General features: G+C 67.9%; 20 protein-coding genes. 14 read left to right on the forward strand and 6 right to left on the reverse strand.

From position 1 onward, the window contains the following. Positions 1 to 42: 42 nt before the first annotated feature. The 6 genes from ASD42_RS10240 (at position 43) to ASD42_RS10265 (ending at position 11,437) form a co-directional block, all read left to right on the forward strand. Positions 43 to 762, forward strand: a complete 720-nt coding sequence (locus tag ASD42_RS10240; RefSeq protein ID WP_063893628.1) for a hypothetical protein — start codon at positions 43 to 45, stop codon at positions 760 to 762. Then, entirely contained in the window at positions 759 to 1,721 is a 963-nt protein-coding gene (locus tag ASD42_RS10245; protein WP_056813236.1) for an ATP-binding cassette domain-containing protein, read from the forward strand. The genes ASD42_RS10240 and ASD42_RS10245 overlap by 4 nt, the downstream gene beginning before the upstream one ends. After that, positions 1,718 to 2,500 carry an ABC transporter permease gene (locus tag ASD42_RS10250; RefSeq protein WP_056813239.1) on the forward strand — a complete coding sequence of 261 codons (783 nt, stop codon included), beginning with the start codon at positions 1,718 to 1,720 and terminating at the stop codon, positions 2,498 to 2,500. The genes ASD42_RS10245 and ASD42_RS10250 overlap by 4 nt, the downstream gene beginning before the upstream one ends. After that, positions 2,500 to 6,105, forward strand: a complete 3,606-nt coding sequence (locus tag ASD42_RS10255) for an ABC transporter ATP-binding protein (protein ID WP_063893582.1) — start codon at positions 2,500 to 2,502, stop codon at positions 6,103 to 6,105. Before ASD42_RS10250 ends, ASD42_RS10255 begins: the two co-directional genes overlap by 1 nt. Before the next feature lie 105 nt (positions 6,106 to 6,210). Continuing rightward, on the forward strand, positions 6,211 to 9,996 hold the full coding sequence (locus ASD42_RS10260; RefSeq protein WP_174555366.1) for a multifunctional oxoglutarate decarboxylase/oxoglutarate dehydrogenase thiamine pyrophosphate-binding subunit/dihydrolipoyllysine-residue succinyltransferase subunit: 3,786 nt from the start codon (positions 6,211 to 6,213) through the stop codon (positions 9,994 to 9,996). Between the two features lie 274 nt (positions 9,997 to 10,270). Next, positions 10,271 to 11,437: a hypothetical protein gene (locus ASD42_RS10265; RefSeq protein ID WP_056813245.1), complete on the forward strand. Its 1,167-nt coding sequence runs from the start codon at positions 10,271 to 10,273 to the stop codon at positions 11,435 to 11,437. Between the two features lie 11 nt (positions 11,438 to 11,448). Here ASD42_RS10265 and ASD42_RS10270 read toward each other — a convergent pair whose 3' ends face one another. Beyond that, positions 11,449 to 11,922, reverse strand: a complete 474-nt coding sequence (locus ASD42_RS10270; protein ID WP_200950396.1) for a hypothetical protein — start codon at positions 11,920 to 11,922, stop codon at positions 11,449 to 11,451. Continuing rightward, complete coding sequence (locus ASD42_RS10275) at positions 11,916 to 12,632, reverse strand: SDR family NAD(P)-dependent oxidoreductase (RefSeq protein WP_056813248.1); 717 nt, start codon at positions 12,630 to 12,632, stop codon at positions 11,916 to 11,918. Before ASD42_RS10275 ends, ASD42_RS10270 begins: the two co-directional genes overlap by 7 nt. 101 nt (positions 12,633 to 12,733) lie before the next feature. Here ASD42_RS10275 and ASD42_RS10280 point away from each other — a divergent pair, with 101 nt between their 5' ends. After that, entirely contained in the window at positions 12,734 to 13,573 is an 840-nt protein-coding gene (locus ASD42_RS10280; protein WP_056813251.1) for a helix-turn-helix transcriptional regulator, read from the forward strand. Between the two features lie 169 nt (positions 13,574 to 13,742). On the opposite strand, the gene ASD42_RS10285 is transcribed toward ASD42_RS10280, so the two are convergent. Continuing rightward, a complete protein-coding gene (locus ASD42_RS10285; RefSeq protein ID WP_056813254.1) occupies positions 13,743 to 14,351 on the reverse strand; it encodes a hypothetical protein in 609 nt (202 codons plus the stop codon). Between the two features lie 79 nt (positions 14,352 to 14,430). Here ASD42_RS10285 and ASD42_RS10290 point away from each other — a divergent pair, with 79 nt between their 5' ends. Together ASD42_RS10290 and ASD42_RS10295 are read left to right on the forward strand one after the other, a co-directional pair. Then, complete coding sequence (locus ASD42_RS10290) at positions 14,431 to 15,000, forward strand: TetR/AcrR family transcriptional regulator (RefSeq protein WP_063893583.1); 570 nt, start codon at positions 14,431 to 14,433, stop codon at positions 14,998 to 15,000. Between the two features lie 99 nt (positions 15,001 to 15,099). After that, a complete protein-coding gene (locus tag ASD42_RS10295) occupies positions 15,100 to 15,321 on the forward strand; it encodes a hypothetical protein (protein ID WP_056813259.1) in 222 nt (73 codons plus the stop codon). A gap of 63 nt (positions 15,322 to 15,384) precedes the next feature. Here ASD42_RS10295 and ASD42_RS10300 read toward each other — a convergent pair whose 3' ends face one another. After that, positions 15,385 to 16,386, reverse strand: a complete 1,002-nt coding sequence (locus ASD42_RS10300) for an NAD(P)/FAD-dependent oxidoreductase (RefSeq protein ID WP_056813262.1) — start codon at positions 16,384 to 16,386, stop codon at positions 15,385 to 15,387. An 82-nt stretch (positions 16,387 to 16,468) separates the two neighbouring features. On the opposite strand from ASD42_RS10300, the gene ASD42_RS10305 reads away from it, so the two are divergent. Next, on the forward strand, positions 16,469 to 17,050 hold the full coding sequence (locus ASD42_RS10305) for a helix-turn-helix domain-containing protein (RefSeq protein WP_056813267.1): 582 nt from the start codon (positions 16,469 to 16,471) through the stop codon (positions 17,048 to 17,050). Between the two features lie 63 nt (positions 17,051 to 17,113). Here ASD42_RS10305 and ASD42_RS10310 read toward each other — a convergent pair whose 3' ends face one another. Continuing rightward, entirely contained in the window at positions 17,114 to 17,596 is a 483-nt protein-coding gene (locus ASD42_RS10310; RefSeq protein WP_056813271.1) for a hypothetical protein, read from the reverse strand. 188 nt (positions 17,597 to 17,784) lie between these two features. Continuing rightward, positions 17,785 to 18,420, reverse strand: a complete 636-nt coding sequence (locus ASD42_RS10315) for a TetR/AcrR family transcriptional regulator (protein WP_056813274.1) — start codon at positions 18,418 to 18,420, stop codon at positions 17,785 to 17,787. 68 nt (positions 18,421 to 18,488) lie between these two features. Between ASD42_RS10315 and ASD42_RS10320 the strand changes: the two genes are divergently transcribed. From ASD42_RS10320 to ASD42_RS10335, 4 genes are all read left to right on the forward strand, one after another. Beyond that, positions 18,489 to 20,027, forward strand: coding sequence for a flavin-containing monooxygenase (locus tag ASD42_RS10320; RefSeq protein WP_056813277.1), 1,539 nt, complete (start codon positions 18,489 to 18,491; stop codon positions 20,025 to 20,027). Beyond that, positions 20,024 to 20,857 carry an SDR family NAD(P)-dependent oxidoreductase gene (locus tag ASD42_RS10325; RefSeq protein ID WP_056813280.1) on the forward strand — a complete coding sequence of 278 codons (834 nt, stop codon included), beginning with the start codon at positions 20,024 to 20,026 and terminating at the stop codon, positions 20,855 to 20,857. The genes ASD42_RS10320 and ASD42_RS10325 overlap by 4 nt, the downstream gene beginning before the upstream one ends. Positions 20,858 to 20,883: 26 nt before the next feature. Continuing rightward, positions 20,884 to 21,837, forward strand: coding sequence for an alpha/beta hydrolase (locus ASD42_RS10330; RefSeq protein ID WP_056813283.1), 954 nt, complete (start codon positions 20,884 to 20,886; stop codon positions 21,835 to 21,837). Positions 21,838 to 21,929: 92 nt separating this feature from the next. Then, entirely contained in the window at positions 21,930 to 23,726 is a 1,797-nt protein-coding gene (locus ASD42_RS10335; protein WP_056813286.1) for an AMP-dependent synthetase/ligase, read from the forward strand. Positions 23,727 to 23,771: the final 45 nt, after the last annotated feature.

Below are 23,771 nucleotides of genomic sequence, written 5' to 3' on the forward strand. Positions count from 1 at the left end.
CCCTACAGTTCGACTCGTTGGGGCGAAGAGGAGGACGACGCCGTGTTCAAGAACGCGATCGAAAAAGCCGTGGTCGATGTGCTCGACACCGGGTCCAAGCTGCAGGCGCCTGCTGTGCGCCGCTATGTCGAGTTCCTGCGTGAGCGTCATCCCGGGGAGAATCCGGCTCAGATCGTGGCACGGTTGGAGAAGCAGTACCTGCTCGCCGTCACCGGCAGCGGCGCGGCGGTCGGCGCCACCGCGGCCGTGCCCGGGATCGGCACGATCGCCGCGCTCGGGGCCGTCAGCGCGGAGACCGTGTTCTTCATGGAGGCCTCGGCCCTGTTCACCCTGGCCCAGGCCGCGGTGCACGGCATCGAGCCCGCGGACAAGGAAGCCCGGCGCGCGCTGGTGCTCGCGGTCGTGCTCGGTGACGCCGGAATGGCGATCGTGCAGAAGGGGCTCAGCACCCAGTCGAAGAATTGGGCAGGCAAGCTGGCGGGCAGCGTCCCCGGCCTCGGCGGCATCAACAGCAAACTGCTGCAACAGTTCATGAAACGGTTCATCACCAAGCGGGCCGCGCTGATGGCAGGCAAAATACTGCCCGCCGGAATCGGCGCCGCCATCGGTGGCGCGGGCAACCGGGCGCTGGGCAAGGTCACGATCGAGAACGCGCACAAGGCTTTCGGGCCCGCGCCCGCGATGTGGCCCACCCCGCTGCACAACGTGATCGACGCCGATCCGCTGCCCGCGATCGGCACCGGCAAGGTGAACAAGAAGTGAGCAATCCCCGCGGCGGTGATGCCGTGCTGGTGCGTGGCGTCGGCAAGCAGTTCGGTCCGGTGAGCGCGGTCCACGAGATCGACTTCGCCGTGCCGGCGGGTTCGGTCACCGCGCTCGTCGGGCCGACGGGCGCGGGCAAGTCGACGGTGCTGCGGATGGTGCTGGGGCTCGGGCAGCCGACCACGGGCAGTATCGAGGGCCCCGGCCGTGGTCCCGCCGCGGTCGGCGCGGTGCTGAGTCCGCGCGGACTGCACCCCGCGCGGACGGTGCGCGATCAGCTGTGGAGCTACGCGCCGGTCGCGGGAGCGTCGCGGCGTCGGGTGGCCGCGGTGCTCGACGAGACGGGCCTCACCGCCGTCACCGAAACCGTTGTGGCCCAGCTTCATCCAGGCCAGCAGACGCGCCTGGCGCTGGCGATGGCGTTGTTGGCCGATCCCCCGCTGCTGGTGCTCGACGATCTGTTCGCGGGTGCGAACGGCATCGAACGCGGCTGGCTGCACGATCTGCTGCGCCGCCACGCGAACCGCGGCGGCGCCGTACTGGCGAGTTCCGACGCGCTGGGCGATGTGGTGTCGAGCGCCGACCAACTCGTGGTGCTCAGTGAGGGCACCGTCGTCTGGCAGGGCACACCGGCCAAGCTGCGCCGCGGCCATCCCGACCGGCTCGTTGTCGCCGCGTCCCCGTCGATCGCGCTGGCGACCGCGCTGGCGGGTCACGGGTTCACCGACGCGGTCATGCGACCCGACGGACGCCTGGCCGTCGCCGAGGCGAGCGAGGCGACCATCCGCTCGATCGCCGAGCTCGCGCAGGTCCGGCTCGGCAGCATCGTCGCCGACCCTATCCACCCCGATCGGGTACTCGCCTCGCTGACCAAACCGCGCCGCCACCGCCACACCGTGCCCACGCCGAATCCCGCCGCGTACGCCCCGGCGCCGACCTCGTATGGGATGCCCCGATGACCTCCGTGATCCCCGCCGATCTCGTTCCCGGTATCGACACCGAGGCGCGCAAGGTCGTCGCGCTGCGCCAGACCCGGCTGCTGCTGGCGGCGCCGGTGGCGCTGGCGCTGGTCGGCACGCTGATCACCGCGATCATGTCCGGACCCGCCGATCCGAAGGGTCAGCCCGCGACCGGCGCCGCCACGATCGGCCTCTACCTCGGGATGATCGCGGTCTTCGTGGTCGCCGCGTTGATCGGCATCGCCTCGACCGGCGGTGAATACCGGCACAAGACTCTGGCGCTGACCGTGCTGTTCGCGCCCGATCGCGACCGGCTGGTCACCGCGAAGTATGTCGCCACCGCCGCGTTCGCCTTCGCGCTCGCGCTGGCCGCCGAGCTGGTGAGCTTGCTGGTGCTGCTGGTCGCGGCGCGCGGGAAATTCGAACTCGGCGTGCGGCTGTTCGAGGTGCTCGCCGCCGGGCTGCTCGTTGCCATGTGCTGGGCGGTGCTCGGCGCCGGAGTCGGGCTGCTGCTGCGAACGTTCAGCGGCGCCGTGTGGCTGGTGCTCGGCTGGGCCTTCGCGCTCGAACCGCTGATCTGGTTGGTGGCCAAGGGTTTCGGCGCGGGCGGACTCGCCGCGATGCTGCCCGTCTCGGCCACCGTGGCGGGGGTGAGCGCGGGCTCGTTCGCCGAGGCCGAGGTCTTCGCGCCGACACCGGCGGCACTGGTGGTGCTGGTGCTGTGGGCAGCGGCAGTCGGGGCCCTCGGGTGGTGGGACCTGCGCAACCGAGACCTGTAGTGCCCGCGACCACGGGTTCCGACGGGTGGATCCGCAGGCTGTGGCGCCTGTGCCTGGAACACCCTCGGCTGCTGGCGGGCATCGCGGTGTCGGTGCTCGGCGGCGCCGCCGTCTCGATCGCCGCGCCGCTGGCCACCAAACGCGCGGTCGACGCCGCCCAGGTGGGCGACACCTCGGTGATCGGCGGCGCCGCGGCCCTGCTCGCCGGGCTGGCGGTGACCAGGTTCCTCGTCACCTTCGCGCGCAGGCTCTGGGCGGGCAAGCTGTCGCTGGAAGTGCAACACAGCCTTAGGATTTCGCTGCTCGCCGCCCTCCAGCGGCTCGACGGCGCCGGGCAGGACGCGATCCGCACCGGGCAGGTGGTGTCGCGGTCGATCACCGACCTACAGCTCGTACAGGGGCTGCTGGCGATGGTGCCGTGGTCGGGGCTGGCGGTATTGCAGTTCGTGCTGTCGGCGGTGGTGATGGTGTGGTTGAGTCCGCCGTTGGCGCTGGCCGCCCTGCTGGTCGCGCCCGCGATGGCGCTGATCGTCTTGCGGATGCGGCCCCGGCTCTACGCGGCGACCTGGTCGGCGCAGCAGCGCGCGGCCGACCTGGCCGAACACGTCGAGCAGACGGTGACCGGCGTCAGGGTGGTGAAGGGGTTCGGGCAGGAATCCCGGATGGTCGACATCCTCGAAGACCACGGTCGTCTGCTGTTCGCCGAGCGGATGCGCGCCGCGCGGATCAATGCCAGATTCGCACCGGTGGTGTCGGCGCTGCCGCAGGCCGGGCTGGTCGCGGTGATCATCGTCGGCGGGGTGCTGGCCTCGCACGGCGCGGTCGGCATCGGCACCTTCCTCGCGTTCACCGCCTATCTCGCCACGATGACGTCCTCGGCGCGCACGATCACCTCGGTGGTGATCATGGCTCAACTCACCAGAGCCGCCGTCGACCGAGTCTTCGGGGTGATCGACGCGGCGCCGGTACTCGTCGATCCCGACGACCCCGCCGAACTGCCGCCGGGACCGCTCGGGATCGAATTCGACGCTGTCAGTTTCGGTTTCGAGGCCGAACAGCCGGTCCTGCAGGAACTCGATCTCACCGTGCGCCCCGGCGAGACGGTCGCGGTGATCGGTCGGGCGGGCTCGGGCAAGTCGACGCTCTCGCTGCTGCTGCCCCGCTTCTACGCACCCGACGCGGGCCGGATCAACCTCGTCGGCACCGACGGCGCCCGGGTCGACCTGGCCGATCTACGCGCCGACGAGCTGCGCGGCGCGGTCGGTGTCGTCTTCGACGATCCGTTCCTGTTCTCCGACACCATCGCCGCCAACATCGCGCTCGGCAGGCCCGACGCCACCGATGCCGAGATCACCGCCGCCGCGACGGCCGCCGCCGCGGACGAGTTCATCGCCGCGCTGCCCGAGGGCTACGACACCGTGATCGGCGAACGCGGGCTGACGCTGTCGGGTGGACAACGTCAGCGCATCGCCCTGGCCAGAGTGCTGCTCACCCGGCCCCGCGTGCTGGTGCTCGACGACGCCACCTCCGCGGTCGACGCCGTCACCGAGGCCGAGATCTTCCGCCGACTGCCCGACCGGGGCGGCCGGACCACGCTGATCCTGGCGCACCGCGAATCGACCCTGGCCCGGGCCGACCGCGTCATCCGGCTGCCCGCGCCCACCGGATCGGTGGTGCCGACCGATGCCACGATGACGAAATCCCTCGGCGACGCGGGCCGACCACGGTCGATGTCGTCGGCGTCGAACGACCTCAGCGAGACGCCGGAACTGCGCGCCGCGGTCGACGCCCTGCCACCGGCCACCGAAGACCCCGCGCTGCCCGGCGACCTGCGCGCGCCCCAACCCGATTTCGGGCTCCGCGCGCTGCTGCGCCCGGTCCGCGGTCTGGTGTGTGTGGTCGTGGGACTGCTCGCCGTCGACGCCCTGCTCGCCATCGCCTTCCCGCCGCTGGTCCGCTATGCCATCGACACCGGCGTCACCGCGGGCGACGACACCGCGCTCGTCGTCTCGGCGGTGGTCGGGATCGGTCTCGTGCTGGCCGGCCTGGTGGTCGGCGCCGCGGTCACCGTGCTCACCGCGCGCACGGGCGAGCGCGTGCTGTTCGGGCTACGGGTGCGCAGCTACGCCCAGTTGCAGCGGCTCGGACTGGACTTCTACGAACGTGAACTGTCCGGCCGCATCATGACCAGGATGACCACCGACGTCGACGCGCTCTCGACGTTCCTGCAGACCGGCGTCGCCACCGGGCTGGTCGCGCTGATCACCCTGATCGGCGTCGCCATCGGGCTGTTCTTCATCGATGCCGGTCTGGCCGCGGTCGTCCTGGTAGCCGTGGCGCCGATGGTGCTGGCCACCCTGGCCTTCCGGCGGGTGTCCTCGGTGGCCTACACCGTCTCGCGCGAGCGGGTCTCGGTGGTCAACGCCGGGTTCCAGGAGAACATCGCGGGCCTGCGCGCCGTGCAGGCCGCTCGCAACGAGCCGACCGCCGCGCGACGCTTCGCCGAATACTCCCACCGCTATCGCGATGCCAGGATCCGTGCCCAGCGCGCGATCGCGGCCTACTTCTCCTTCGGCCTCGCCTGGGCCGACCTGGCCTTGGCCGTCGTGGTCTACCTGGGCGCCAACGCCGTCGCCGACGGGCGCACGACCACCGGAACGCTCGTGGCCTTCGTGCTCTACCTCGGCCTGCTGTTCAGCCCCATCCAGGATCTGTCCCAGGTCTTCGACGGTTATCAGCAGGCCAGAGTCGGGCTGCGGCGCATCGGCGAGCTGCTGCGCACCACGTCGTCGATCGCCGCCGACCCGCCCGACGCGATTCCCATCGACCGGCTGCACGGCGAGATCGTCTTCGACGACGTGCGCTTCCACTACCCGGGCGCGAGCGCGCCCGCCCTCGACGGCGTGAGCTTCGCCGTCCCGCCCGGCGCGACCCTGGCGCTCGTCGGCCCGACCGGCGCGGGCAAATCGACGATCGTGAAGCTGCTGGCCCGCCTCTACGACCTTCCGCCCGGTTCGGCGGCGGGCACGATCCGGGTCGACGGCGTCGATCTTCGTAAATATGTGCTCACCGACTACCGCAAGCGGCTGGGAATTGTGCCGCAAGAAGTTCACTTGTTCACCGGCGACGTGGCGAGCAACATTGCATTCGGGCAAATTTTTGCCACATCAGTGGACATCGCGATTGCCGCCGACACTGTCGGTGCGGCGGAGATGATCGACGGTTTACCCAGGAAAATGCACCATCCGGTCGGTGAACGCGGACGCGGACTCTCCGCGGGCCAACGCCAGTTGATCGCGCTGGCCAGGGCCGAACTGGTCGATCCTGACCTGCTCGTGCTCGACGAGGCCACCTCCACCCTTGACCCGGAAACCGAGGCATCGGTGCTGGTAGCGAGCCGATCGCTGGCGCGGGGCCGGACCACCGTCGTGGTCGCGCATCGGCTCGCGACCGCGGCGCGCGCCGACCTGGTTGCGGTGGTCGAGCAGGGCCGTATCGTGGAATTCGGCGCGCCGTCTGACCTACTCACCAGTAGCGGTCATTACTCCCGACTCTGGGCGGCGGGCACTGAGGCAGAGGGCATAGTGTCGACCCAAGACCGGTAGCGACGCCTGTCAACCGCTGGGCATATGCTCGGTGCGGGCGCATCGGCAGCCATCCGCTGATACCCCTGCCGGGCACGTCACAAACGTCGCAGCGCGAAGAACGAAATGAGGCGAACACCAGCTGTGAGCAGCTCAACTTCCCAGTTCGGACAGAACCAGTGGCTAGTCGACGAGATGTATCAGAAGTTCAAACAGGACCCGTCCTCGGTCGACGCGAGTTGGCACGAGTTCCTCGCGGATTACACGCCGGAAGCCACCGAATCCGGTAACAGCGAGGCACCGGTCGCCTCCGCCGCTCCCGCGACAGCCGCAGCACCCAAGGCGGCAACCGCTAAGGCCCCGGCTCCCAAGGCCGTGGTAGCGACGGCACCGCCGAAGCCCGCCGCGGCTCCGGCCCCAGCTCCGGCTCCGGCTCCGGCTCCGGCCGCCAAGACAGTGCGCGCACCGCAGACCACACCTGCACCGGTGTCCAACGCACCGGCCACCACCTCCGCGCCGAAGGCCGCTGCCACCGGCCCGGAGAACAAGGTGCTGCGCGGCCCCGCCGCCGCCATCGCCAAGAATATGTCCGCCTCGCTGACGATCCCCACCGCTACGTCGGTGCGCGCGATCCCGGCCAAGCTGATGATCGACAACCGCCTGGTGATCAACAACCACCTCGCGCGCACCCGCGGCGGCAAGATCTCGTTCACCCACCTGCTGGGTTACGCGATCGTGCAGGCGATCAAGTCGTTCCCGAACCTGAACCGCCACTTCGCAGAGATCGACGGCAAGCCGAACTCGGTCACCCCGGCCCACACCAACCTGGGCCTGGCGATCGATCTGCAGGGCAAGGACGGCAACCGATCGCTGGCTGTGGCCGCCATCAAGGAAACCGAAGACATGAGCTTCGGTCAGTTCCACGCGGCCTACGAGGACGTCGTGCGCCGGGCACGCGAGGGCAAGCTCGGTAACGACGACTTCTCCGGCGTCACCATCTCGCTGACCAACCCCGGCACCATCGGCACCGTCCACTCGGTGCCGCGCCTCATGCCGGGCCAGGGCGCGATCATCGGCGCCGGTGCGATGGAGTACCCCGCCGAGTTCCAGGGCATGAGCGACGAGCGGATCGCCGATATCGGCGTCGGCAAGCTGATGACGCTGACCTCGACCTACGACCACCGCATCATCCAGGGTGCCGAGTCGGGCGATTTCCTGCGCACGATCCACAACCTGCTGATCTCCGACGAGTTCTACGACGAGATCTTCCACGGCCTCGGCGTGCCGTACGAGCCGATCCGCTGGCGCAAGGACATCAGCGCGCGCGGTGTCGACAAGAGCGCGCGCGTGCTCGAGATGATCGCGGCCTACCGCAACCGTGGTCACCTGATGGCCGACACCGATCCGCTGCGCCTGGTCAAGGACAAGTTCCGCAGCCACCCCGACCTCGACGTCACCCAGCACGGCCTCACCCTGTGGGACCTGGACCGCACCTTCGACGTGGGCGGTTTCCACGGCCAGGACCGGATGAAGCTTCGCGATGTGCTCTCGATCCTGCGTGACGCGTACTGCCGCCACGTCGGTGTGGAGTACACCCACATCCTCGAGACCGATCAGCTCAAGTGGATGCAGGAGCGGGTCGAGCAGAAGCACGTCAAACCGACTGTCGCGCAGCAGAAGTACATCCTGAACCGGCTCAACGCGGCCGAGGCGTTCGAGACCTTCCTGCAGACCAAGTACGTCGGCCAGAAGCGCTTCTCGCTCGAGGGCGCCGAAGCCGTCATCCCGATGATGGACGCCACCATCGACCAGTGCGCCGAGTACGCGATGGACGAGGTCATCATCGGCATGCCGCACCGCGGTCGCCTCAATGTGCTCGCCAACATCGTCGGCAAGCCGTACTCGAAGATCTTCACCGAGTTCGAGGGCAACATGAACCCGGCGGCCACCCACGGCTCCGGCGACGTGAAGTACCACCTCGGTGCGCACGGCCAGTACCTGCAGATGTTCGGCGACAACGAGATCGAGGTCTCACTCACCGCCAACCCCTCGCACCTCGAGGCGGTCGACCCCGTGCTCGAGGGTCTGGTCCGCGCCAAGCAGGACCTGCTCGACAAGGGCGACGGCCCCGACGGCTTCTCGGTGATGCCGCTGATGCTGCACGGTGACGCCGCGTTCGCCGGTCAGGGCGTGGTCGCCGAGACGCTGAACCTGTCGGGTCTGCGTGGCTACCGCGTCGGCGGCACCATCCACATCGTGGTGAACAACCAGATCGGCTTCACCACGGCGCCGGAGAACAGCCGCTCCACCGAGTACTCCACCGACATCGCGAAGTTCATCGGCGCGCCGATCTTCCACGTCAACGGTGACGACCCGGAGGCTTGCGACTGGGTCGCGCGTCTCGCGGTCGACTTCCGTCAGAAGTTCCGCAAGGACGTCGTCATCGACCTCGTCTGCTACCGCCGCCGCGGGCACAACGAGGGCGACGACCCCTCGATGACCCAGCCGGAGATGTACGACGTCATCGACACCAAGCGTTCGGTCCGTAAGGCCTACACCGAATCGCTGATCGGCCGTGGCGACATCTCCATGAAGGAGGCCGAGGACGCGCTGCGCGACTACCAGGGTCAGCTGGAGCGCGTGTTCAACGAGGTCCGCGAGCTGGAGAAGTACATTCCCGAGCCGTCGGAGTCGGTCGAGGACGACCAGAAGGTGCCCGCCACCGTCATCACAGCGGTGGACAAGTCGGTGCTGCAACGCATCGGTGACGCGTTCCTGAACACTCCCGACGGTTTCAACGTGCACCCGCGCGTGAAGCCGGTGCTGGAGAAGCGTCGCGAGATGGCCTACGAGGGCAAGGTCGACTGGGCCTTCGCCGAGCTGCTCGCCTTCGGTTCGCTGATCGACCAGGGCCACGATGTGCGCCTGACCGGTCAGGATTCGCGTCGCGGCACCTTCACCCAGCGTCACTCGGTCATCATCGACCGGGTCAACGCGGTCGAGTACACCCCGCTGCACAACATCGGCTCGGAGAACCCGGGCTGGTTCGCGGTGCACGACTCGGCGCTGAGCGAGTACGCCGCGGTCGGCTTCGAGTACGGCTACTCCCTGGGCAACCCCAACGCACTGGTGTTGTGGGAGGCGCAGTTCGGTGACTTCGTCAACGGCGCGCAGTCGATCATCGACGAGTTCATCTCCTCCGGTGAGGCCAAGTGGGGCCAGCTCTCCGACGTGGTGCTGCTGTTGCCGCACGGCCACGAGGGTCAGGGTCCCGACCACACCTCCGGTCGCATCGAGCGTTTCCTGCAGCTGTGCGCTGAGGGCTCGATGACCGTGGCGGTGCCGTCCACGCCGGCGAACTACTTCCACCTGCTGCGTCGCCACGCGCTCGACGGGATCCGTCGTCCGCTGATCGTCTTCACCCCGAAGTCGATGCTGCGCAACAAGGCCGTGGTGTCCGACGTCAAGGACTTCACCGAATCGAAGTTCCGTTCGGTGTTCGACGAGCCCACCTACGAACAGGGCATCGGCGACACCGCCAAGGTCAAGCGCATCCTGCTGACCTCGGGCAAGCTCTACTACGAGCTCGCCGCGGAGAAGGCCAAGCACAAGCGCGAAGACGTGGCCATCGTCCGGATCGAACAGCTCTACCCGATCCCGACTTACCGCCTCAACGAAGCGCTGGCCAAGTACCCGAACGCGACCGACATCGCCTGGGTCCAGGAAGAGCCGGCCAACCAGGGCGCCTGGCCCTTCTTCGGCCTCAACCTCCCCGAGGTGCTGCCCGAGCGTCTTGGCCGCCTGCGTCGCATCTCGCGTCGCGCCATGTCGGCCCCGTCCTCGGGTTCGTCGAAGGTGCACGCCGTGGAACAGGCCGAGATCATCGGCGAGGCTTTCGAGCCGACCACGTAGTTCTCGCACAACGACCGACGCCGGGTGGATCATCGCGATCCACCCGGCGTTCGCCGTTTCCGGGCGAGATGTGGGTCACAGAGTTCTCTTATCCGGCCGGCACCTGCGCCTCAGTGAACCCCGGTAGTGTCCGACGAAATCCCCCGAGGGGCCCGCCCTGATCTGGACTGAGTGGAGGGTGCGACGAAGGAGTGCCCGGAGGGAGGGAAGGTCAGGGGCCCGAAGGGCCCCGCTCGAGCGCGCCAGCGCTCCGAAAACACAGCAGGAGCTTGGGATGGCGAACGGACGTAACGGATACCTGTTAGCGGGCGGGATCGCGTCGGTGGGGGCGGGCGCCGTGCACTTCATGGCGGCGGGAATGCACACCGAGCACGCCACGCTGGCCCGGCTGATGGTGGTGCTCGCCGCGGTCCAGTGCGCGACCGGGCTGGCGGTGTTGCTGAGCGAGCGCAAGCTCGTCGTGAGTTCGATGCTCGCGGTGAACGCGTTCGCGGCCGCGGTGTGGGCGTTCACCCGGTTCGCCGATGTGGGGTGGATCGCCGGGTTGACCGCGGAGTCACCGCAGCTGGCCGACACCGTGTGCGCGGCGCTGGGCGCGCTGGCCGCCCTCGCCGCGGGCATCGGTCTGGTCCGGCCCACCGCGACCCTACCGCCCATGCGGTCGGGGATCGCCGCGGCGGCGGTGGGTGTCCTCGCGCTGGCGGCGATGCTCAACGGCGTCGGGCACGTCCACAGTCACGGCGACGCGGGCGATCACGCGCACGCCGCGGGCGGCGACCACGCACACGGCGCGGGCGACGACCACGGCACCGAGGCGAACTGGCCTCGCCCGTGGGATCCGACGAAGCCGATCGACCTGTCGGGCGTCTCCGGCGTGACGTCGGACCAGCAGTCGCGCGCGACCAACCTGGTGCGCAGCACTCTCGACGGCCTGCCCGCCTTCGCGGACGTGAATACCGTCGGCGCCCTGGGATTCCGCTCGATCGGCGACTCGGCCACCGGGTACGAGCACTACATCAACATGAGCTACATCCGCGACAACAACTTCCTCGACTCCACCCACCCGGAGTCACTGGTCTACCGGGTCGACGGTGCCAACCGCACCCTGGTGTCGGCGATGTACATCGCCAACGGCAAGAAGATCGAGGACCCGAGCCTGGTGGACTTCGGCGGTTCCCTGATGCAGTGGCACGTCCACGACAATCTGTGCTGGAAGGCGGGCGACAACGGCCCCGTGGTGGCCGGTGTCCTCGATGCCCAGGGCAATTGCCCGCCCAACTCCATCAATCCCGGCTCGGGTAATCCGATGGTCCACGTCTGGATCGCCCCGCATCAGTGCGGCCCGTTCGCGGCGCTCGAAGGCCACGGCGCAGGCCAAGCCAGCGCCGACGGCCGCCGCACCGACACTTGCAGCCACGACCACGGCGGCGGCCACAAGTAGGTTCTCGACGATCAGCCGGGCTGGACCCAGCGCCGCAGGGCGTCGATCGTGGTCTCCGGAGACGTGTTGAAACAGAAGCGGATTCCGGGCGCGAGATCGGCGGCGACATTGATCAGCCGCTCGAACAGCAGGGTGTGTTCGGGTGCCATCCGCACGCCCGCGCCGATCATCGCGACCCGGAATTCCCCGCCCGCCGCGCACTCGCGTAGTACCGCTTCGGCCGCGTCGGGATCGGCCGGGACCTGGCAGGTGACGATGTCGAAACCGGCTTCGCGCAAGGCGGTTTCACCCGCGGCGATGCGGGCGGTCAGGGTGGCTTCGTCGAGCTGCGGGTAGTGGGAGTAGTCGACGGCGCTGGGGTGCAGGCCGAGCGACAGCACCGTGTTCGTCTTCTGTTGTGCCACAGGGTTCTCCGTTCTCATCAGGTAGGCGGTGATACCGACGGCGGCGAGCGCCGCCATGAGCAGGGCGCCCGCTCTCACCACGACGCGGCGCCCGTTCGGTCGAAGAATCCGCCGGTCGGACCGTCCCGGTCGGCCGTCGCCACGGCGACGACAGCATCGGTGCCCTCGGTGACGGTCTGGAAACCACTGTGCCCGTTGAGGTCGGTGGCGGTGTAGCCGGGATCGATCGCGTTGACCTTCATCTCGGCGAGTTCGCTCGCGTACATGACGGTGATCATGTTCAGCGCGGCCTTGGTGCTCGGGTAACCGAGAGCCGGTGGCAGCAGACCGGCCCATTTCGGATCGGTGATCATGGCGATCGTGCCGACGCTGCTGGAGACCATCACGATGCGGGGATGCGCCGAAAGCTGCAGCAGCGGCACGAACGCGTTGGTGACCCGGATCGGGCCGAAGACGTTGGCCTCGAACACCTCTCGCAGGTCATCGGGCCCGGTCTCGGAGGGTGCGGTGCGCGGACCACCGATGGCGGCGTTGTTGATGAGCACGTCGAGGCGGCCCGCTGTGGCCCGCACGGTCGCCGCGGCCGCGGCGACGGAGTCGTCGGAGGTCACATCGAGCGGGACGAATCGAACATCGAACCCAGCCGCGGTGAACTCCGCCGCCGCTCGCTCGCCGCGCGCGATGTCGCGTGCTCCGAGAAACACCTGCCACCCCTGGCTCGCCAGCCTGCGCACCGTTTCCCGTCCCAGCCCCTTGTTGGCCCCGGTCACCAAGGCAATCGTTGTCGTCATGGGTCCAGATTCCCGCCGGTGCGGCCCGGTCTCCAGTGCTGTCTCGGCATAGGACTCGCGGTACCACCCCCGCACTCTCGTCCTGCGGCACCATGGGAGAGGTGGACAGAGCGGAATTGGCGACGGTACTGCGCACCGCGCGTTCTCGGCTGACCCCCGCCGACGCGGGACTGCCGAACGGATCACGCAGACAGGTGCCCGGACTGCGGCGCGAAGAGGTGGCCAACCTGGCCGGCGTCAGCGTCGACTACATCGTGCGCCTGGAACAGGGTCGCGGACCCAAACCGTCCGAGCAGGTGCTCGGCGCACTGACCAGGGCACTGCGCCTCACCGACGTCGACCGCGATCTCGTCTATCGGCTCGCCGGGTCCGAACCACCGCAGGCAGGCCGGATTCCGATGGTGATCCGCCCCAGCGTGCTGCGCCTGCTGGATCGCCTGGCCGATCTGCCCGTCCTCGTGCTCTCGGCCAAATCCGATGTCCTCGCCTGGAATCCCCTATCGGCGGCCCTGTTCGGTGATTTCTCCGCGATCCCCGTGGCCGAGCGCAACATCATGTGGCAACGCTTTCTCGGCTCCGGCGTCGGTCGCCTCGTCATGACGCCAGAAGAGGCCGAGAGTAATGCCGCCGCCTGTGTCGGCTGCCTGCGCGCGGTCAAAGCGGCCTACCCCGACGACCCGGATCTGTCCCGACTGCTCACCGAACTACGCACCGGCAGCACCGAATTCGAGGCGCTCTGGCAGGAAGGCCGCTCCAGCGCCATGCACAGCCTCACCAAAACCATCGCCCATCCCGAACTCGGCGCCCTCACCCTCGACTGCGACGCCATGCACGTCCCCGACACCGACCACACCGTCATCATCTACTCCGCACCTCCCCACACCCCCTCCGCCACAGCCCTCGACCTACTCCGGGTAACCGGCCTCGAATCCTTCCGCTGAACCGAGCCGAAACCCGCTGGCCACCGGTTATCCGGCCCGACTGCGGTGCCCGCATGCACACCACGACACCGTGGCGCCCGACCGGTCCCCGAAGAGCTGGCCCTGATAGCTGAATCCGGTTGGCGCACCTGGCCACCGCGCCTGTCCCTGCCTGATCAGGGGTGAACGTTCAGACTCGGTCCACCATCGCCGCACGGATCTGCGCGATCGCTGCTCGCGGGTCGTCGGCCCAGAACGCGACGGCGCTCACCGTGAAGTCGCCATGCGGAGTGCGAAAGGTCTCGGGTTCGGTCAGGACGACGCGGACGTTCGTCGAACTACCGACGATCACGGCGAGCGTCTCGTCACCTGTTCCGGTGAGCTGCAGCGATTTCGCCCCGTCGTAGGCCCGCAGATCGTGCCGGATCGTCCCGATGTCGGCCAGCGCGATGTCGAGGCCGACGCGTCGCAGATAGCGCACGCGCAGCAGCTCACCGGTGAGCACATGTGGATACACGTGATGCGCGGCCAACATCCCAGCCATCCACACCAGTCCCCAGACTCCGAGCCCCAGTGCGACGATCCGCGCCGCAGGCCACGGAATGATCAGGTGAACCGCCGGGATCTCCACGGCACTGACCACGATGAACGCCCAGATGACCGCCGACACCGCGCCCGCGTACCGAATCGGCGTGCCACCCTCGGTATCCGGCCTGCGGCTGACGGCCCGCGCGAGGCTCACCCAGTTATCGACTTCGAGACGAACGAACGACCGTGTGAGCCGGGTGATCGGGCGCATGTCACCCTCCTTTTCAATACACTCGCATTGTAAAGAAATTGGGCACGGCAATACAAGTGCATTGTGAAAAGATGGTCCGATGCCGAAGCTCGTGGATCACCATTCTCGACGCGCGACGATCAGCGATGCGGTGATGCGCCTGCTCGCCCGCGACGGCCTCGAGTCGATCAGCCTGCGCCATGTCGCCGCCGAGGCCGGGGTTTCCACCGGTCAGGTGCAGCACTATTTCCCCAGCAAGGACGCGATGATGGAGTTCGCCACCTCCACCATCGCCGACCGGATCGCGGCCCGGATCACCGCGGCGGGCCCCGACCCCGATCTCCACCAGATCCTCACCGCACTGCTGCCCACCGACGCCGAATCGGCCGCCGATGCCCGCATTCTGATCGGTTATCTGGCCTTCGCCTCGGTCCGCCCCCACATCGCCGAAGCCCTGGCCACGAACGGCCTCGGCTTCCGAGACCACGTCGCCACCATGATCACCCGCCACCCCGACCCGACCGCCGCCGCCGAATCTCTCCTGGCGTTACTCGACGGCTTGGCCCTGCACGTCACCATCGGCCAACTCGCGCCGGACAAGGCGCGCGCCCTGCTGACCGCGGCGATCGATGACGCACAGGGCTCTCGCACGCGCGAAGCACTCGGCTGAAGGGCGCAGCCCCGGTTTTCAGGGCTACCGGTCGGTCGGTTCAGCGGGCAGCATCCAAGTCGCCGACTGTGGCAACACTTTTCGAACTTGGGAGTTAGCGTGTCGATCGGGAAATTCGTGATGTCGGGTGTGGCGACGACGATGGTGGCGCTCGGCGCTGTAGTGCCCGCTACCGCAGCGGCCGCGCCGGCGGTGGCGGTCGCCGAGGCGGGCACCGGCAGTGCCGACGCGACCAGCGGGAGTGGGACGTTGGTACTGCTCATCCAGGAACTGTTCAAGCCGTGCCCGTTCAGCAGCACGGTCTGCCCGGCCGACAACTGAGCCCTGGACGATGGCCCCAACGTGACGCACGTCGGGGCCATCGTCATGTCGAGCCGATCCGGTTCACACAGGCGCTGATTCGATCCGTCCGGCACGGGCGCGGTGTTCGGCTACCGCGGCGGCGGTTTCGGCCATCACCAATTCGGCGTTGATCTGCGCACCGGCCATGGCGCCGGCTGCCGCGGCCGCACCGACCTGGGCGGACGGGTCGGTGGCGTTGCCCGCGATCCAGACGCCGGGCACCGAGGTGCGGCCGACGGGATCGGCGGGAATGTGGTCGCCCATGCCGGAAGGGTGCGGTTCGGGGACCAAGCCGAGATCGGTGAGAAAGGTGGCGCGAGTATTCATGCGGGGACCGACGACCAGGGCGTCGCGTTCTACGACGGTGCCGTCGGCGAGCTGGACGCCTGTCAGACGGTCGGCGCCGAGCACCTCGACGACCTTGCCGTCGACGATCCGAATGCCCCGGACCACCAGCTTTTCCGCGTCTTCGTCACTCAACGGAGCAGCCGTGTGGGACAGGAAGACGATGTCGTCGCTGAGCTGACTGAACAGCAGCGCCTGGTGCACCGACATCGGGCCGCTCGCCAGCACGGCGATGCGCTGGTCGCGCACCTCCCAGCCGTGGCAGTACGGGCAGTGCAGCACGTCGCGACCCCAGTGTTCGCGCAGGCCGGTGACCTCGGGGAGCTCGTCGGCGAGTCCGGTGGCGACGAGAATCCGCCGCGCTCGCACGGTGCGACCGTCGGCGAGGGTCACCACGAATTCCGCGATGTCGGTCGAACCCGGCGCATCAGCGGCACGGTCGACCCCGACAACCCGCCCCGACACCACATGTCCGCCGTACCCACGCACCTCCGCGCGCCCGAGCTCGAGCAGCTCCAACGGCGACATCCCCTCGCGCCCCAGCAGCCCGTGCACCCCCTGAGCAGGCGCGTTACGCGGCGCCCCCGCGTCGATCACGGCCACCGAGCGCCGCGAACGCGCCAGCATCAGCGCCGCGTTCAGCCCGGCGGCTCCACCACCGAGCACCACTACGTCGTATGAATCGTTCAGCTGTGTCATCTCGACCTCCTTCGAGGACCCACAGTGCATCCCAGCGACAAATACTGGCAACCTTCTTTGCCGACATGGCAAACTGGACAGCATGGACGACCTCGATCAGACCCTCGACTCGGTCGGCCCCCGGCTGCGCACCCTGCGCAAACAGCGCCAGACCACCCTCGCCGACCTCTCCCAGGAAACCGGGATCTCGGTCAGCACGCTGTCCCGCCTGGAATCCGGCGACCGCAAACCCACCCTCGAGCTACTGCTCCCCCTGGCCAAGGCGCATGGCGTCACCCTCGACGAACTCGTCGACGCCCCACCCACCGGCGACCCACGCATCCACCTGCGCCCCGTCACCCGCCACGGCATGACCATGCTCCCGCTCACCAAGCGCGCGGGCGGCATCCAAGCCTTCAAGATGATCATCGCCCCCGGCGCGCGCAATCGCCCCGAAACTCCCCAGGTCCACGAGGGCTACGAATGGCTGTACGTGCTCAACGGCCGCCTTCGCCTGATCCTCGGCGACAACGACCTCATCCTGAACCCCGGCGAGGCCGCCGAGTTCGACACCCACATCCCCCACTGGTTCGGCGCCGCCGACGAACAATCCGTCGAATTCATCAGCCTGTTCGGCAAGCAGGGCGAGCGCGCACATCTGCGCGCCCGCCCGAAGTCCGGCTAGGGCATGCACGACAGGGGCGAGTGCGCTCACCTGCGCACTCGCCCCGACGCCGAAACTACGAAATCAGCCGAGCGCGAAGATCGCGTGTCCCGAGATCTGCTCCAATTCCTGATGCTGGGGCAGGGTTTCATCGGTGGTCACGATCCAGGCCTCCACCCGGCCCTTGCCGGGCGCGGTGCCGAACCCGACGATCACATTGTCCGGCGCGTGCAGAATCTGCCCGTTCTCCACGGGGTGCGACTGGCCGTTGCTGACGCCGGTATCCAGATTGCGGAAGCGCACGGCCACCATGTAGCGCTGGCAGAAGTCCCCGGTCTGGGTGATCGCCACCCGTACTCCGAAGGTGCCCGACTGCGGTTGCGGCACGGTCTGGGCGTTGATGATCGCCGCGCAGTTGGCGCCGGGAGTCCGACTGAGCGTCGGCGTGAACACCGTGACCGGATCCGACGGCAGCGCACCGGCGGGCGCACCGAGCCCGACGAGGACGGCACCGGCGGAAATAGCTACGGCCGAGAGTTTGCGAAACGTGCTGTTCGTGAGAGTCATACCCACTTCGTCGTCCCGAACCGGCCTTCCGTTAGCCGCCGTTACGGTCACGATTCGGCATCCGAAGATCAACTGCCACAACAGATTCGGCGCATGAACAACCTCATCGCATGCAGCAGCGGACGCCCCGGAAACAGGGCATCTCATGACAAGTTCGCGACGCGCCGCTCGATCCGTTAACAGGAATTTCAATCCCGCAGCGCGGCGATCAACGCCGGACTCAGGGCCAGCGCGGGCAACGACTCCACCAGCAGGTCGACCAGCGACTCACGACTGATCGGCTTGTCGATCAGCCAGGTGAGGATGGTCTCCTCGACGAAGGCGATCCAGCCGCGAATGGCCAAGGTGAGCCGGGCCAGATCGGGATCCTCGGGCGGCAGCGGCAGTTCGCTGACGATGAGATCGGTGATGGCGCCGCGGGTTTCGTTGACATAGCCGACCATGTCGGGGGTGACGCTGGCGGGCCCGCGCAGCACGGAACGGTAGGACGCGGAGTGCTCGGTGGCGTAGTCGACGAACCGTTCGATCGAGTCGCGCAGCATGTCGAACAGCGACAGTTCGCGGTTGGGCATGATCGCGACGAAGATCTCGGTGTTCACATGCCGGGCGATCGCCTGGTGGAATTCCTGCTTGGAAGCGAAGTAGTGGAACAGCAGGCCGCGCGAGATCCCCGCCTGCTTGGCGATGTCGTCGACCGAGACTTCCTCGAGCGTTCGGTCGGCCAGCATCTCGGCGCCGAGGGTGATCAGCTGTAGCCGACGCTCCTCGGGGCTGAGCCGCACACGCTTCGTCTCTCCCGCACTCCTGGTACTCACACCGGCCATCTTAGCCACTACTGAATCTTGCTCAATAGCTGTTGACTCAGACTCAATAAGACCGTATTCTGCTTTACATGAGTCGCAAGGTCACAGACAACGCTGTCGAACCCCTGATCGCCGAAACCCGCCATGTGAAGACGATCATCGTCGGCAGCGGGTTCGCCGGGCTCGGCCTGGCCATCCGCCTGAGCCAGGAGGGTCGCGACGACTTCCTCGTGCTCGAGCGCGGCAGCGAAGTCGGCGGCACCTGGCGTGACAACACCTACCCCGGTGCTGCCTGCGACGTGCCTTCGCACCTGTACTCGTACTCGTTCGCCCCGAACCCGGACTGGACCCGCTCGTTCTCCAAGCAGGGCGAGATCCAGGCCTACATCAAGAGCGTCGCCGAGCGTCACGACGTGCTCGACCGGCACATCTTCGATTGCGACGTGCAGAGCATCCGCTGGAACGACGCGGACGCGCAGTGGGAGATCGGCTCCACCAAGGGCAACTTCACCGCCGACACCGTGGTCTCCGCGGTCGGCGCGCTGTGCGAGCCGTCGCTACCCGACATCAAGGGCATCAACGACTTCGAGGGCGAGATCTTCCACTCCGCCCGCTGGAACCACGACGCCGACCTCACCGGCAAGCGCGTCGCGGTGATCGGCACCGGCGCCTCCTCGATCCAGATCGTGCCCGCCATCGCGAGCAAGGTCGCCACCCTCGACGTCTACCAGCGCACCGCGCCGTGGCTGCTGCCGCGCATGGACCGCCCGTATCTGCTGCCAGAGCGGCTGGCGTTCAAGCACATCCCCGCCGTGCAGCGCCTCTCCCGCGCGGCCATCTACGCCGCGCGGGAGACCCAGGTCGTCGGCCTGACCCGCTTCCCCGTGCTGATGAAGGCCTTCGAGGCCCTCTCGCGCGCCAAGCTGCAGATCGAGATCCGCGATCCCGAACTGCGCAAGAAGGTCACCCCGAACTACCGGATCGGCTGCAAGCGCATGCTGATCTCCAACGAGTACTACCCCGCGCTGGATCGCGACAATGTCGACGTGATCACCGACGGCATCGCCGAGGTGAAGCCGGGCTCGATCGTCACCAAGGACGGCACCGAGCGCGAGATCGACGCGCTGATCGTGGCCACCGGCTTCCACGTCACCGACTCCCCGACCTACAACTCGATGGTCGGGCGCGACGGGCGCACGCTGGCCGAGGTGTTCGACGAGATCGGCCAGCAGGCCTACAAGGGCTCGGCCATCGCGAACTTCCCCAACATGTTCTTCCTGGTCGGCCCGAACGTCGGGCTCGGCCACACCTCGATGGTGTACATGATCGAATCGCAGATCAACTACGTCAGCGACGCGCTGGCGGCGATCGACAAGCGCGGTCTGCGGACCGTCGAGGTGCGCGAAGAAGCGCAGCGGGCCTACAACGCCGACCTGCAGGAAAAGTTGGGCAAGACCGTCTGGAACACTGGCGGCTGCGCCAGCTGGTATCTGGACAAGCACGGCAACAACACCACGTTGTGGCCGGACTTCACCTTCGAATTCCGTAGGCTCACACGGCATTTCGATGCCGCCGCCTACACTACGACAACCGCAGACGCCGATAGGGAAGTGGTGGCAGCACAGTGAGCAAAGATGCTTACTTCACGAACAAGGTATGCGTGATCACCGGAGCGGGCTCCGGTATCGGCCGCGCACTGGCCGAGAACCTGGCCGCGCGCGGCGCCAAGCTGGCGCTGTCCGATATCGACGCCGAGGGCCTAGCCCAGACCGTCGCCTCTTGCGAGAAGCTGGGCGCGCAGGTCAAGTCCGACCGGCTCAATGTGGCCGAGCGCGAGTCGTTCCTGCTCTACGCCGATCAGGTGAAGGCGCACTTCGGCGTCGTGCACCAGATCTACAACAACGCGGGTATCGCCTACCACGGTGACGTGATCAAGACCGAGTTCAAAGACATCGAACGCATCATGGATGTGGACTTCTGGGGCGTCGTCAACGGCACCAAGGCGTTCCTGCCGATGCTGATCGAGTCCGGCGACGGCCACGTCATCAATGTGTCCAGCCTCTTCGGCCTGGTCGCCGTGCCCGGCCAGGCGGCCTACAACTCGGCCAAGTTCGCGGTGCGCGGCTTCACCGAGGCGCTGTTCCAGGAGATGAAGGTCGCCAAGGCGCCCGTCAAGGTCACCTGCGTACACCCCGGTGGCATCAAGACCGCGGTCGCCCGCAACGCCACCTACGCCGAGGGCATGGACGGCGCCAACGCCGCCACCCTGTTCGACAAGTACCTGGCGATTCACACCCCGGAGATGGCCGCGCAGACCATCACCGAGGGTGTGCGCAAGGGCCAGGCCCGCGTGCTGATCGGCTGGGAGGCCAAGGTGCTCGACGTGAGCGTGCGCTTCCTCGCCTCCGGCTACAGCCGGATCTCGGCCGTGGTCAACGGCCGCTTCATGCCACACTGACGCTCCTCCAGACCTGAGGAAACTCCATGCGCGAGTTCAAGATTCCGCTGCCGATCGCCCGCACGGTGCTCGACCCGGTGTTCCGGGTGACACTCAACGCGCGGCTACCGGTGGTGGTGCAGCGCGTTCTGCTCGACGCGGTCTCCCGGCTGCAGTTGGTGCCCGACGGTTCCGTCGTGCAGCACCTGCAGCTGGGCGGGCGCCCCGCCGAACGCGTGATCGCCGAGACTGCCATTCCGGGTTCGCGTACCCGGGCGGTCCCGCCCGAACGTGCCGCGGGCGCGATCTTGTACCTGCACGGCGGCGGCTACGTGGTCGGTTCCATCGCCACGCACCGTTCGCTGGTGGCCGGGCTCGCGCGCGAGACAGCGTGCGCGGTGTACTCGCTGGACTACCGGCTGGCCCCGGAGCACCCGTTCCCGGCCGGTCTCGACGACGCCGAAGCCGCGTTCCTCGACCTGGTCGGCAACGTCGGCTACCGGCCCGATCAGATCTGTCTGGCCGGCGACTCGGCGGGCGGCGGCCTGGCGATGGCGCTGGCGCAGCGGCTGATCGAGCGGCATCAGATGACGCCGGCCGCACTCGGCCTCATCGCGCCGTGGGTGGACCCCACCGAGGTGCCGAGCAAGGACCGCGACCTGGTGATCAACCGGGCGTGGTCGCAGGCGTGCGCCGCCTACTACCTGGGCGACGCCGCCGCCACCGAAGCGGGTTACGCCCCGCTGTCGGGAAACCTGATCGGTCTGCCGCCCACCTATGTGCAGGTCGATGTGAGCGAACTCCTGCACGACCAGTGTCGCAAGCTCGTCTCAGCCCTGCGTGCAGCGGGCGTGCACGTCCGCTTCACCGAAACCCGCGGCCTCTGGCACGTCGCACAACTGCAAGCCGCGCTGGTCACCGAGGCAGCGCTGGCACTGAGCGAACTCGCGGAATTCCTGCGAGAGGCAATTCAGCCGGTATCGATCAACGATTTACGATAAGTCCTGGTGACGGGCAATTCGGGCGGCGATATCGCGACCCGCGCGAACGTGTCGTAGATTACTGGCGAGTAGAACCCACTGGAAGGGCACAGATGCGAGAGTTCGAAGTTCCGGCTTCCTACACCATCCCGGACGATGCGAACAATTCCGACAACGTCTTCCGCTTCGGCGAAGAGACGCCGAATACGGTCTTGTTCAACGTCCCGAACGGCAGCGGCGGCTGGAACGACGTCACGGCAGCGCAGTTCGCGAAGGCCGTCACCGGCGTTGCCAAGGGCTTGATCGCCTCCGGCATCGAACTGGGCGACCGCGTCGCGATCATGGCCGCCACGCGCTACGAGTGGACGCTGCTGGACTTCGCGATCTGGGCCGCCGGTGGCGTGACCGTCGCGATCTACGACAGCTCGGCCGCCGAGCAGGCCAAGTGGATCCTGCAGGATTCCGAGACCAAGCTGCTGGTCGTCGAGAACGACAAGCACCGTGCCACGATCGACGAGATCGAAGCCGGTTCGCTGCCCGCGCTGGCCGAGACCATCCAGATCGACAAGGGCGCCATCGACACGCTCACCGAGCGCGGCGCCGAGCTGGACGACTCCGTCGTGCACGAGCGTCGCAAGCAGGTCGGCGCGGCCTCCCCCGCGACCCTGATCTACACCTCGGGCACCACCGGCCGTCCCAAGGGCGTCCAGCTGACCCACGCGAACCTGTGGGCCGAGTCGCGTTCGGGCGGCATCGAGCTCAGCGCGTTCGTCTCCGAGGGTCAGAAGACCCTGCTGTTCCTGCCGCTGGCGCACGTGTTCGCCCGCGCCGTCGCGCTGATCGCCTTCGATTCCAAGGTGACCATCCGCCACAGCTCGGACTGGACCACCCTGGTCGAGCAGTTCGGCGACTTCAAGCCCGACTTCATCCTCTCGGTGCCGCGCGTGTTCGAGAAGGTCTTCAACTCCGCCAAGCAGAAGGCGCACGACGGCGGCAAGGGCAAGATCTTCGACGCCGCCGCGGAGACCGCCATCGCCTACAGCACGGCGCTCGAGACCAAGGGCGGCCCTGACCTGCTGCTCAAGCTCAAGCACTTCGTCTTCGACAAGCTGGTCTACAGCAAGCTGCGCGCGGCCCTCGGTGGCCAGTGCCTGGCCGCTGTCTCCGGTGGTGGCCCGCTGGGCGCGCGCCTGGGCCACTTCTTCCGTGGTGCCGGCGTGACGATCTACGAGGGCTACGGCCTGACCGAGACCACCGCCGCGTTCACCGTGAACACGCCCGCGTTCATCCGGGTCGGCTCGGTCGGTCGTCCGATCCAGGGCCACGCGGCCAAGATCGCCGAAGACGGCGAGCTGCTGCTCAAGGGCTCGGTCGTGTTCGACGGTTACTGGGGCAATGCCGAGGCCACCGACGAGGCGTTCGAGGACGGCTGGTTCAAGACCGGCGATCTGGGCGCCATCGACGCCGACGGCTTCGTCACCATCACCGGTCGCAAGAAGGAAATCCTGGTCACCGCGGGCGGCAAGAACGTCTCCCCCGCGGTCCTCGAGGACGCCCTGCGCGCGCACCCGCTGATCAGCCAGGTCATGGTCGTCGGCGACGGACAGCCGTTCATCGGCGCGCTGATCACCCTCGACCCGGAGGCCCTGCCGGGTTGGAAGGATCGCAACGGCGTCGCCGCCGACACCGCGATCGAGACCCTGATCGAGAACCCGGCGCTGGTCGCCGAGGTGCAGGCCGCGATCGACGAGACCAACAAGAAGGTCTCCAAGGCCGAGGCGATCAAGAAGATCCGCATCCTCCCGGTCGACTGGACCCAGGAGGGTGGGGAGCTCACCCCGAAGATGTCGCTCAAGCGCGCCGTCGTCATGAAGCAGTACGCGGGCGAAGTAGACAAGATCTACTCCTGATCCCACGCGTACGAAAGGCCGGTTGCGTTCGCGCAACCGGCCTTT

Source organism: Nocardia sp. Root136 (genome assembly GCF_001427185.1).
Classification (GTDB): Bacteria; Actinomycetota; Actinomycetes; order Mycobacteriales; family Mycobacteriaceae; genus Nocardia; species Nocardia salmonicida.